4 protein-coding genes (1 of these 4 only partly in view) are annotated in these 12,140 nt (G+C 67.7%); 2 read left to right on the forward strand and 2 right to left on the reverse strand.

The window, feature by feature from the left end; all coding sequences use genetic code 11:
* Positions 1-8,181: the 5' portion of a non-ribosomal peptide synthetase gene (locus QBK88_RS08715; RefSeq protein WP_277961740.1), read on the reverse strand. It extends 1,278 nt beyond the left edge of the window; 8,181 of the gene's 9,459 nt are visible here — the first part of the coding sequence; its start codon is at positions 8,179-8,181; the stop codon falls past the left edge of the window.
* 317 nt (positions 8,182-8,498) lie between these two features.
* On the opposite strand from QBK88_RS08715, the gene QBK88_RS08720 reads away from it, so the two are divergent.
* Together QBK88_RS08720 and QBK88_RS08725 are read left to right on the forward strand one after the other, a co-directional pair.
* Entirely contained in the window at positions 8,499-9,266 is a 768-nt protein-coding gene (locus QBK88_RS08720) for a LuxR family transcriptional regulator (protein ID WP_277961741.1), read from the forward strand.
* 25 nt (positions 9,267-9,291) lie between these two features.
* Complete coding sequence (locus tag QBK88_RS08725; protein ID WP_277961742.1) at positions 9,292-10,692, forward strand: efflux transporter outer membrane subunit; 1,401 nt, start codon at positions 9,292-9,294, stop codon at positions 10,690-10,692.
* A 1,164-nt stretch (positions 10,693-11,856) separates the two neighbouring features.
* On the opposite strand, the gene QBK88_RS08730 is transcribed toward QBK88_RS08725, so the two are convergent.
* Complete coding sequence (locus QBK88_RS08730; protein WP_277961743.1) at positions 11,857-12,069, reverse strand: hypothetical protein; 213 nt, start codon at positions 12,067-12,069, stop codon at positions 11,857-11,859.
* Positions 12,070-12,140: the final 71 nt, after the last annotated feature.

The raw sequence follows: 12,140 nt of genomic DNA on the forward strand, positions 1-12,140 counted from the left end.
CCCCGTGGACCCCGAGGTGTAGATCACGTACGCCAGGTGGCTGGCCGTGAGCCCCTCGACCGAGGGGTTGGCGCTGGGCAGCGCGAACCCGTCCAACTCGCCCAGGTCGACCTGGGGCACGTTGACCTCGCCCAGCAGGGCACCGGTGCTGGCCTGTACCAACGCCACGGTCGGGGCACTGTCGTCGAACATGCCGCGCAGGCGCTCGGGCGGGTAGGCAGGGTCGAGCGGCACGTAGGCGCCGCCGGCCTTGAGGATGGCCAGCAAGCCCACCACCATGGGCAGGCCACGCTCGACGCAGATCGCCACCCGCTCATCAGGCTGTACCCCCAGCGCGATCAAGTGATGGGCCAGGCGGTTGGCCTGCTCGTTCAGTTGCCGATAGCTCAGTTCGCCGGCCTCGTCGCGCACGGCAATGGCCTGCGGTGTTGCCGCGGCCCGCGCTTCGAACAGGCCATGCAAGGTCTGCTGGCGATCATGCTCGGTGGCGGTGGCATTGAACGCGTGCAGCACTTGCCGGCGCTCGTCGGCTGGTAGGACCGGCACGTGCAGCAAGGGCTGGTCGGGGTGCCCCTCCAGGGCATCGGCCAGGCCGTGAAGTACATGCCCCACGTAGTCGCAGATCCGTTGGGCACCAATGTCCCCAGGCACCATGACGTTCAGGCGCAGGGCGTCCCCCAGGTCGTCGACGTTGAGGCTCAGGGGGTAGTTGCTGTGTTTCTCGCTGGGCAGGATCTGCAATCCCTCCCACGCCCCTTCGCGGGCGTCCTGTCGGGCCTGGGCCGCGGCGTGACGGTAATTGAGGATGGCGCTGAACAGCGGCAGCGGCGCCGGTACCCCGCTGCAGCGCTGCGCCTGGGCCAGGGACGCATGTTCGTGGGCCAGCAACGCCGCCAGGCACTGGTGCGTGGCCTGGGCTGCGTCGCGCACGCCGACACCGGCCAGGTCCACGCGCAACGGCAGCGTGTTGATGAACATGCCCAGGCCGCGGTCGGCCCCCTCGCCACCTTGCAGGCGCCCCAGCAATACCGTGCCGAACACTACCCGCGCCTGGCCGGTGGCCGCGGCGAGTACCCGGCCCCAGGCCAGGTGGAACAGGCTGGCAACGCTTACCCCCAGCTGCCGCGCCTGGCTGCGCAGGCGTCGGGCCAAATCATCGGGCAGCGCCAGGCGCGCCTCTTCCAGGGCCGCGCCATCGCCTTGCACGTCACGCAGGCCGAACGCCAGCGTGGGTTCGTCGACATCCGCCAGTTGCGTGCGGAAGAACGCCTCATGTTCGGCTTCACTGACGCCCAGGCGCGCCTGGGCCACATAGTTGCGGTAAGGCACTGGCGGCTGGCCGTTGCCTGGCAGCCCCTGGAGAATGGCCAGCAGCTCTTCGCGCACCACGTCCAGGGCGGTGGCATCGAGCACGATGTGGTGGAACAGCAAGGTCGCCGAGAGGCTGTCACGCCCCGGCTCGCGGCGGTACACCAGGCGCAGCAGGGGGGCCTGGCTCAGGTCCAGGCGCTCCGGGTACGCCGTGACGCCGGCAGCACGCTCCTCGACCACCAGAGGCGCGCTGCGCCATACCACCTGCTGCGGAGTTTCCAGCCCCTGCCAGGCGATGGCGGTGCGCAGGCTGTCGTGGCGGGCGATCACGCTCTGCAGGGCCGCGGCGACTGCCTGCAAGCGCTGCGGGCTGTCAAAACGCAGTTGCAACTGCAGCAGGTACGGGTCGCGGTCCCCGGCCGTGAGGTAGTGGTAGAGGATGCCTTCCTGCAACGGCGCCAAGGGGTAGATTTCCTGAACGTTGGCGGCGCCACCGGGCACGGCGGCGACAATACCGTCAATGGCGGCCTGGTCCAACTGCGCCAGGCTCAACAGCTCAGGGGTGATGCGGGTGCAACCGGCCGGCACACGGTTGGCCGGCACCTGCACTTCCCGGCCGCTGCCCACCGACGCGGCCAGAGCGGCCACGGTCGGCTGGCCCAGCAACACTCGCACGTCGGCGCTGAGGCCGGCGTTGCGCAAGCGCTCCACCAGGCTCACGGCCAGCAGCGAATGGCCGCCCAGCTCGAAGAAGTTGTCGTGCCGCCCTACCCGCTCCAGGCCCAGTACCTGCGCCCAAATGTCGGCCATGGCTTGTTCCACCGTGCCTTGCGGGGCCTCGAAGGGCCGGCTGGCCAGCGTCGTCGGGTCAGGGTCGGGCAGCGCTAGGCGGTCAAGCTTGCCGTGCTGGGTCAAGGGCAAGGTGGCCAGCGGCGTGAAGGCCACGGGCACCATGTAGGCCGGCAGGCGTGCCCCCAGGCTTTCACGCAGGGCGTGCACGCTGATGGCAGCACTGGCGGTGTACCAGGCCAGCAGGCGCTCGCCGCGCACCAGCACCACGGCGTCCTGCACCCCGGGCTGGCTGGCCAGCGCCGCCTCGATCTCGCCCAGTTCGATGCGCATGCCGCGAATCTTCACCTGGTCGTCGTTGCGGCCCAGGTAATCCAGGGTGCCGTCGGCGTTCCAGCGCACCAGGTCGCCGGTGCGGTACAGGCGCGCCCCGGGCTCGGCGCTGAAAGGGTCGGCGACAAAACGCTCTTCGGTCAGCTGTGGGCGGTTGAGGTAGCCACGGGCAACCCCTGCACCGCCAATGTACAGCTCACCTGGCACACCCAGGGGCACCAGTTGGCGCTGGGGGTCCAGTACGTACAAGCGGGTGTTGGCGATGGCCGCGCCAATGTCCAGTGCCCCACCCACGCGCACCGGGCCCGAGGTGGCGACCACCGTGGTTTCAGTGGGGCCGTAGTTGTTGATCACGGCGAAGCCCGGGTCACGGTCGAACTGACGCAGGCGGTCACCGCCGATCAGCAGGGTGCGCAGGGTCGGGTGCTGGCGCGGCCTGCCGAAGGCCTGCTCGGCCACGGGCGTAGGGAGAAAGCTCACGGCCAGCGGCTGCGCCAGCCACCAGTCGAGCAATTCGTCCACATGCTCGTTGCCTACCTCGGCGGGTGGCAGGTGCAGCACGGCCCCGGCGCACAGGGCCGGCCAGACTTCCCAGGCCATGGCGTCGAAGCCGAAGCCGGCGACACTGCTGGTATGGCTGCCGGCACCCAGGTCAAAGGCCTGGCAATGCCAGTGCACCAGGTTGGCCAGCGTGCCGTGCTCCACCATCACGCCCTTGGGCTGGCCCGTGGAGCCGGAGGTATACACCACATAGGCCAGGTCCTGGTCGTCGATGCCCTGCACCTGAGGGTTGCCATCGGCTTCGGCATGCCAGGCATCGCGGTCGAGGTTGACCTGGCGCACAGTGCCTACCTGGGCGCTAGTGGCGGCGTCGGTCATCACCAGGCGTGGCGCGCTGTCCTGCACCAGGTAGGCGATACGCTCTGGCGGGTAGCCAGGGTCGATGGGCACATAGGCCGCGCCGGCCTTGAGCACTGCCAGCAGCCCCACCACCCGCGCCGGCCCGCGGTGCAAGCACAGGGCGACGCGGTCCCGAGGTTGAATGCCCAGGCCGATCAGGTGATGGGCCAGGCGGTTGGCCTGCTGGTTCAGGGCGGCATAGGTCAGCACTCGCGAGCCTTGCACCACCGCCGCGGCGTGGGGCGTGCGCTCCACCTGGGCTTGCACCAGCGCGTGCACCGTGTGCTGGCGGGGGTACGCTTGCGCCGTGGCATTGAAGGTATGCAGCAGTTGGTGGCGCTCCTGGCTCGACAGCATCGGCAAGTCGGCCAGGGCCGCCGTGGCCCCCTGTTCCAGCGCCTGCACCAGGTGCGCCAGGGTGGTGTGCACCCAGCCTCCGATACGCTCCGCGCCCATGCCCGGCGCAGCCAGCACCTGCAGGTCGAAGCCGGCGCCCAGGTCATCGATGCTGAGGGTCAGGGGGTAGTTGCTGCGCACGTCGCCACCCAGTACCCGCACCCCTTGCCATTGCGCCGCCTGCACCTTGGCGCTGTGGCGGTAATTGAGCAAGGCGCTGAACAACGGCGCGCCAGCCGGTACGCCACTGCAGCGCTGGGCCAGCGCCAGGGAGGCCTGTTCATGGGCCAGCAGTGCCGTGAGCCCACCATGCACGGCTTTCACGGCTTCACGCACACCCAGGTCGGTATCGACCCGCAGCGGCAGGGTATTGATGAACACGCCCAGCGCCTGGTCGGCGCCTTCACCCCCGTGCAGACGCCCGAGCAACACCGTACCGAACACCAGGTCGCGGCGCCCGGCCAGCACGGCCAGTACTCGGGCCCAGGCCAGGTGCATCAGGCTGGCAGCACTGACGCCCAGGTGCCGGGCCTGTTCCCGCAAGCGCAAGGCCAGCTCGGCGTCGAGGGCGCGGCGCGCCTGCTCGATGTCGCGGCCGTCACCGCGCACGTCTTGCTGGCCAAGGGGCAGCGTCGGCTCGTCGATATCGCCCAACTGCGCGCGGAAAAAGGCCTCGTGGCCGGCGTCGTCGGCGCCCAGGCGTACCTGGGCCACGTAATGGCGGTACGGTACCGACGCAGGCAACGGTGGCTGCTGCGGGTCGAGCAACGCCTGCATTTCGCGACTCACCAGCTCCATGGCGGTGTTGTCCAGCACCAGATGGTGGAACAACAGCACGGCCACCACCTGGCCGTTGGCGGGGTCGTCGGCGTGCAACAGGCGCATCAACGGTGCCTGGGTCAGGTCGAGGCGATGGTGACGGGCATCGAAACGCTGTTGCAGACGCTCCAGCACGGCGCCGTCGCCTGTGCTTGCGTCGACGGCCTGCACTGCCAGCGGTGCCTGGCGCCACACCACTTGCTGAGGGTTTTCCAGGCCGTGCCAGGCCACGGCGGTGCGCAGGATATCGTGACGGTCGATGACCTGTTGCAGCGCGGTGGCCCAGGCGTGCAGCCGCGCCGGGCTGTCGAAGGCCAGGCGCCATTGCAGCAGGTACGGGTCGCCCTCATCGGCGCTCAGGTGGTGGTAGAGAATGCCTTCCTGCAGCGGCGCCAGCGGGTAGATTTCCTGCACATTGGCGGCGCCCCCCGGCACCGTGGAAACGATGCGGTCGATGGCCGCCTGGTCAAGCGTGGCCAGGCTCAACAGGTCGGGGGTAATGTGCGTGCAGCCAGCCGGTACGCGGTTGGCGGGCACCACCACTGCCGTGCCACGCGCCTCGCACGCGGCCAGGGCGGCCACGGTGGGCTGGCCCAGCAGCACCTGGACATCGGCCGCCAGGCCAGCCTTGCGCAGTTGCGCCACCAGGTTGACCGCCAGCAGCGAGTGGCCGCCCAGTTCGAAGAAGTTATCGTGGCGCCCTACCCGCTCCACCCCCAGCACCTGCGCCCAGATCGCCGCCATCGCGACTTCCGTGGCGCCTTGCGGGGCCTCGTAGGCGGGGCCGGCCAGGGCCGAAGGGTCCGGGTCGGGTAGGCGCCGGCGGTCAAGCTTGCCGTTGGCGGTCAGCGGCAACGCGCCCAGCCGCGTGAAGGCCCGAGGTACCATGTAGGCGGGCAGGTGTGCTCGCAGCGCTTCACGCAGGGCGCTCGGGGCCACCGGCGATTGCTCGGTGTACCAGGCCAGCAGGTGCTGGTCGCGCACCATCACCACGGCCTCCTTGATGCCCGGCTGGCCGGCCAGCACCGATTCGATCTCGCCCAGTTCGATGCGCACACCACGAATCTTCACCTGGTCGTCGTTGCGCCCCAGGTAATCGAGGGTGCCGTCGTTGTTCCAGCGCACCAGGTCGCCACTTCGGTAGAGCCGGGCGTTAGGACGGGTGCTGAACGGGTCGGCGACGAAACGCTCTTCGGTGAGCTCGACACGGTTGAGGTAACCACGGGCCACGCCCGCGCCGCCGATGTACAGCTCACCCGGCACGCCTGGGGGCACTGGCTGCAGGTGAGCGTCGAGCACGTACACCTGAGCGTTGGCGATCGGCCGGCCAATGTGCAGGGTACCGGCGGCGTGCACCGGGCCCGAAGTGGCCACCACCGTGGTCTCGGTCGGGCCATAGTTGTTGACCACCGAGTAACGGCGGTCGTGGGTGAACTGGCGCAAACGGTCGCCGCCGATCAACAGAGTGCGCAGGGTCGGGTGCTCCCAGGGCTGGCCGAACGCATACTCAGCCACTGGGGTGGGCAGGAAGCTGATATCCAGAGGCTGCCCGCGCCACCACTGCAACAGCGCATCGAGGTCTTCGCCGCCCTCCTGGTTAGGCGCCAGGTGCAACGTGGCACCGGCGCACAAGGCCGGCCACACCTCCCAGGCCATGGCGTCGAAACCGAACCCGGCCAGGCACGACATGTGGTCACCCGCCACCAGGGCGAAGGCCTGGCAATGCCAGTCGACCAGGTTGGCGAGCGTATGGTGCTCCACCATTACCCCCTTGGGCTGGCCCGTGCTGCCGGAGGTATAGATCACGTACACCAGGCTGTCCCGGTCAAGACCCGCCACCTTGGGGTTGCCATCAAGGCCTTCTTGCCATTGGCCATCGTCCAGCTCGATCAGCGGCACGGTGACAGGCGGCAGCCGCTCGGCCAGCGCCGCCTGGGTCAGCACTGCCACGGGGGCGCTGTCCTGCAGCAGGTAGGCCAGGCGCTCGTGGGGCTGCGCCGGGTCGATAGGCACGTAGGCCGCCCCCGCCTTGAGCACAGCCAACAGCCCCACCAGGGTTTCCAGGCCCCGACGGGCGACCACGGCAACCCGGTCTTCAGGGCCCACACCCAGGCCGGTCAAGTGGTGCGCCAGGCCGTTGGCACGGCGGTTAAGGTCGGCGTAACTCAGGCCGGCGCCATGGTGCCAGGCGGCAATGGCGTCGGGCTGCGCCAAGGCCTGGGCCTCGATGCGGCGATGGATCACCGGTGCGTCGGCGAATGCCGCTGCGCTGGCATTCCAGCTCACCAGAGCTTGCTGCTCGGTAGCGGTCAGCAGTTCGAAATCGGCCACGCGCAGGTCCGGGCGCTCCAGGCCCTGCTCAAGGATATGCACCAGGCGCTCGGCCAGGGCCTGGGCCTCGGCGTTGTCGAACCAGGCCCGGTGGTGCACCAGGTGCAGCCAGGCCTTGTCGTTGTACCGGTTGCTGCGCAGGTGAATGGCCAGGGGGGTAGTTTCATGGCCGTTGGAAACTTTCACGGTATGGGCCAGGGCCGCGCCGTAGCGGTAGTCGTGGTCGTCCTGTTCATAGGACACCGACACATCGAACAATTGCCCGCGCGCTTCCCCACCCAGGCCGAGCGTTCGGTTGAGTTCATTGAGGGCAAAACGCTGGTGACGGAAGTCGCGCTTGAGGGTGTCCCGGACCTCACTGATCAGTTGCTTGAAGCTCAGGTCATCGGCGCAGGCCAGGCGCACGGCACTGACTTGGGCGAAGTGCCCCAGGGTCGACTTGAACCGCGCGCCACCGCGGTTGAGCAAGGGCAGGCCAACCACCCATTCCTGACGTTGGGCCGTGCGGGTGAAATACACATGCAGGGCCGCCAGCAATACGTGGAATGCTGAGGCACCGCAGTGCTCGGCGTACTGTTGCATGCGCACATGCAAGGCCGCTGGAAAGGCTTGCACGCAGCTGTGCGAGGGGGCCGGGTCGGTAGCACGGCGGTGATGGTGACGCGGCGCCAGCAGGGGCTCGGGCAGGTCGCGGTATTTTTCCAGCCAATAGGCCTGGTCGCGGGCGTGGCGGGCCGAGTCGTGGTAGCGGCGGTCATCGGCAATGAATTCGGCGTAGGAAGGCGCCGGGCCCGGTGCCGCGGTGTCCTGGGTCAAGGCGGTGTAGTGCTCGCCCAATGCCTTGAGCATCTGCCCGAAGCCCCAGCCATCGAGAATCAAGTGGTGCGCCTGAGTCACCAGCCAGTGGTGGTCGGGGCCCAGGCAGATCAGGGCGAAGCGCCACAGCGGTTGCCCTTCCAGCACATAGGGCTGCTGCATCTGCTGACGAATCAGGGCCAAGGCCGCTTCGGTCGGCTCGGGGTGGCCACGCAAGTCATGCACCGGCAACGGTACATCCATGCTGGCGGCAAACGTTTGCAGCGGCAGACCGTCTTCACCCGCGCCAGGCACCAGGACGGTGCGCAGCCCATCATGGCTGGCCACCAACTGGTGCAACGCCTGATGCAGCAAGGCCGGGGCCAACGGGCCGGTGAGCTCCACGTAGCCACCGATGTTATACAGTGGCGATTGGCCGTGGCTGATCTGGTCAAGCCAGACATCGCGCTGGGCGGCGGTCAGGGGGAAGACGGCGGCAGCAGTCATGGCGCAAGGTCCTTCTTGGCAGATTGGCAGCGGATTCAACCACCGCTCTCTCGGCCTTGTATGTCCCCGAAACACCGGACAGACGCCCCATTGTGTGGCATGTATAGCGCCCTGACCGGCGGCATAGCCCCTTGTAACCTGCTTGTCAGGGCACGGGGGCATAGTTCCAAAAAATGATGGCCATTTGTATTGGTGTCCCGGTTTTCCAGTACAGACGCAAGGTGAAACTCTAGGTTGAATAGCGGTTATCATCATTTGACGGGCGCAGACTGCCCGTGAGCCGCTTTTTATCTCGTCAGAATCAAGGAAGATGCACAATGAAACTGACACACAGCCTCAATGGCGCGCACGATCATCAACTGTACATGCACTTGGGTGAACTGGTGTCCAGCGCCGGCGACACTGCCTTCGCCGAGCGCATGCTGGCGTTCGTCGACTACCGCGTACCCATTCATGGCCTGGACCTGGGCGAATGGGTGCTGAACGTCGCGCAGCGCCGGGTTGACCAGATCAGGTGCCTGGGCGCGACCGGTCCGCAACCCTGTATCACCACCCCCGACCATGTACCCCACCCCTTGCTGCAGAGCGTCATGACCATGGACGCGCCCCTGCTGATTCAGCTGCGCACCGTGCCGGGCCGCCCACACCCGCAACGCAGCGCCCACCAGTGCAACGTGGTGTCTTGCCAGGGCGACCGACGCTGGATCATCGGCTTTCACCGCAAGGCCAGCCTGCGGGCCTTCTCGCTGGCCGAACTGTCACTGCTCAAAAGCCTCTCCGATACCTTGCTGCCGTTGGTGGAACAGCATGCGCAGCTGACAGGCACCGCCGGTTCGACCTCCGCCGAGCCCGAGGGCAGTGGCCTGCAGCAAGCCTTCAGCGGGCGGCTGGCCCAGGATGCCGTGAGCCTGTCAGCGCGCGAACAGGAGGTGTGCCTGGGGCTGTTGACCGGCATCACCATGGAGCAGATGGCTCAGCGTTTGAACGTCAAGCACAGCTCGGTGGAAACCTACCTCAAGCGGGCCACCGCCAAGCTTGGGGTCAGTGGCCGGCACGGCCTGGTGCGCTGGATGGCCAGCGCCTGACACCTTTTCAGCACGAGACTGCCCAATGCCCAGATACCTGCTCGCCTGGCCGGCCCTGCTGCTGGCCGGCTGTTCGTTGATTCCCGATTACCAGCGCCCCGCGCTACCCACCGCGGCCCACTACCCGGGCACCACCGCTGCCGATGCCCACACGCAAGCCGTGGCCGCCGATGACTGGCGTCAGGTGTTCCATGACCCTGCCCTGCGACAACTGATCGACCAGGCGCTGGCCAACAACCGCGACCTGCGGGTGGCGGCGCTGACAGTGGAAAGTTACCGCGCGCAATACCGCATTCAGCGCGCGGCCCTGCTGCCCCAGGTGGACGCCAGCGCCCAGCGCGACCGCGAACGGGTACCGGCCAGCCTGACCGGCACCGGTGCGGCGGTGATTACCGATACCGATTCGGTCACCCTGGGCATCAGCGCCTACGAGGTAGACCTGTTCGGCCGGGTGCGCAGCCTGCGCGACCAGGCGCTGCTGACTTACCTGGGCAGTGAGGAGGCGCGGCGCAGTGTGCAGTTGAGCCTGATCACCAGCGTGGCCAGCGCTTACCTCACCTGGAGGGCCGACCAGGCCTTGCTCGACCTGGCGGGCCAGACCCTGGCCGCCGATGAGCAAAGCCTGCGCCTGACGACTCGCCAACGCCAGACCGGCACGGTATCGGCGCTGGACCAGGTGCAGGCGCGCACGCCGGTCTACAGCACCCGAGCTGCCCAGGCCCGGTACCGGCGCCAGGTGGCCGAGGACCTCAACCAGCTCACCGCCCTGGTAGGCACGCCCCTGGCCGACAGCCCGTCGGGGCTGGCCCTGGACCAGCCTCCGCTGGCCAGTCTGCCGGCCGGGCTCCCCTCGGACCTGCTTCAACGGCGCCCCGACATTCGCCAGGCCGAATACCAGTTGCAGGCTGCCAACGCGGCCATCGGTGCGGCCCGTGCCGCGTTCTTCCCCAGCATCACCCTGACCGCCACCGCGGGCACCTCCAGCAGCGAGCTGTCGGGGCTGTTCCGGGGAGGTTCGGGTTCCTGGGTGTTCGAGCCGCAGTTGAGCGTCCCGATCTTCACCGCTGGCAGCCTGCGCGCCAGCCTGGACTACGCGCGCCTGCAGGAAAACGTGCAGGTAGCCAACTACGAGAAGGCTATTCAGGGGGCTTTCCAGGAAGTCGCCGACGGCCTCGCCGCCCGCGCCACTTACCAGCGCCAACTGCAGGCCCAGCGCGACCTGGTCGCCGCCAACGAGCGCTACTACCGCCTGGCCCAGCATCGCTACCGCAGCGGGCTGGACAGCAACCTGGTATTTCTCGACGCACAACGCTCGTTGTTCACCGCCCAGGAAGGCCTGATCACCGACCAATTGGCGCAGTGGGTAGCGGAAGTGAACCTGTATGGCGCGCTGGGAGGTGGGTGGCCGGCCCCACCGCAGGGGTGATGAAGGACAAGGCGGTCCAGGCAATCCCACAGACATAACTGGCCCGAAACAACGTTGGAGCAGAGCTTGCTCGCGAAGCGCCGCGCGGGCGGCGCACGGTCTCGAGGGCGCCAGAAGCATCCAGCCATGCACCTGGTGGCCCTGACCCGATCCCAAGCCAAACAAACAAGGCGGTCCAGGCAATCCCCCAGACATAACTGGCCCGAAACAGATGTAGGAGCGAGGGGGGGCGCCGAGCCCTTGCTCGCGAAGCGCCGCGCGGGCGGCGCACGGTCTCGAGGGCGCTGGAGAAACCAAGACATGCACATGGAGGCCCTGACCCAATCCCCAGCCAAACCAACAAGGCGGTCCAGGCAATGGCACAGACATAACTGGCCCGAAACAGATGTAGGAGCGGGCTTGCTCGCGAAGCGCCGCGCGGGCGGCGCACGGTCTCGAGGGCGCTGGAGAAACCAAGACATGCACATGGAGGCCCTGACCCAATCCCCAGCCAAACCAACAAGGCGGTCCAGGCAATGGCACAGGCATCATTGGCCCGAAACAGATGTAGGAGCAGAGCTTGCTCGCGAAGCGCCGCGCGGGCGGCGCACGGTCTCGAGGGCGCTACAACACCATCGACTACCGCTTGGTGGCCATGATGAGATCTCCAGCGGGGCCCCCAAAAGCCTGTCATGAAATCGCATCAGGGCCGCCAGGTGCATGCCTCAAGGTTTCCGGCGCCCTTGAAACCGTGCGCCGCCCGCGCGGCGCTTCGCGAGCAAGCTCTGCTCCTACATCTGTTTCGGGCCAATTATGTCTGTGGGATTACCTGGACCGCCTTGTTTTCCGGCTTGAAACCGTATCAAGGCCGCCAGGTGCATGGCTCAAGGTTTCCGGCGCCCTTGAGACCGTGCGCCGCCCGCGCGGCGCGGCCCTGACCCAATCTCCAGGCGGACAATCAAGGCGGACCAGGCAATGGCACAGACATAACTGGCCCGAAACAGATGTGGGACCGGGCTTGCCCGGGAAGCGCCGCGCGGGCGGCGCACGGTCTCAAGGACGCTACAACACCATCGACTACCGCTTGGTGGCCATGATGAGATCTCCAGCGGGGCCCCCAAAAGCCTGTCATGAAATCGCATCAGGACCGCCAGGTGCATGGCTTGGGTTTCTCCAGCGCCCTCCTCAGGCCAACCATCCCCTCGGCATCTGACGGCGGTGCTGCTGCCACTCATGGCAGGCCCACACCCCCGTGGCCAGCAGCGCCCCGACCACGGCCAAGCCCCAGTGGTGGCGCTCGCAGATGCCGCAGAGCACCTGGAGGGTGCCCAGGAAGATTCCGGCGCCCAGAAAGGGCCGGGCGCCACGGGGTGGTGGAGGCGAGTTGTGATCCATCATGTCGGTACTCCTTATTATTGTCTTGCAGGCCCGCCCGACGTTACCACGGGCCATGCGGTTGTCGCATTGCC

It is taken from the genome of Pseudomonas sp. RIT-To-2 (assembly GCF_029623465.1).
GTDB classification, from domain to species: domain Bacteria; phylum Pseudomonadota; class Gammaproteobacteria; order Pseudomonadales; family Pseudomonadaceae; genus Aquipseudomonas; species Aquipseudomonas silvicola.

What these genes read in the sequence shown, in the direction of transcription:
- QBK88_RS08720 (WP_277961741.1), top strand. Translation starts at nt 8,499, where the DNA reads ATGAAACTGACACACAGCCTCAATGGCGCGCACGATCATCAACTGTAC.
- QBK88_RS08725 (WP_277961742.1), top strand. Translation starts at nt 9,292, where the DNA reads ATGCCCAGATACCTGCTCGCCTGGCCGGCCCTGCTGCTGGCCGGCTGT.
- QBK88_RS08730 (WP_277961743.1), bottom strand. Translation starts at nt 12,069, where the DNA reads ATGATGGATCACAACTCGCCTCCACCACCCCGTGGCGCCCGGCCCTTT.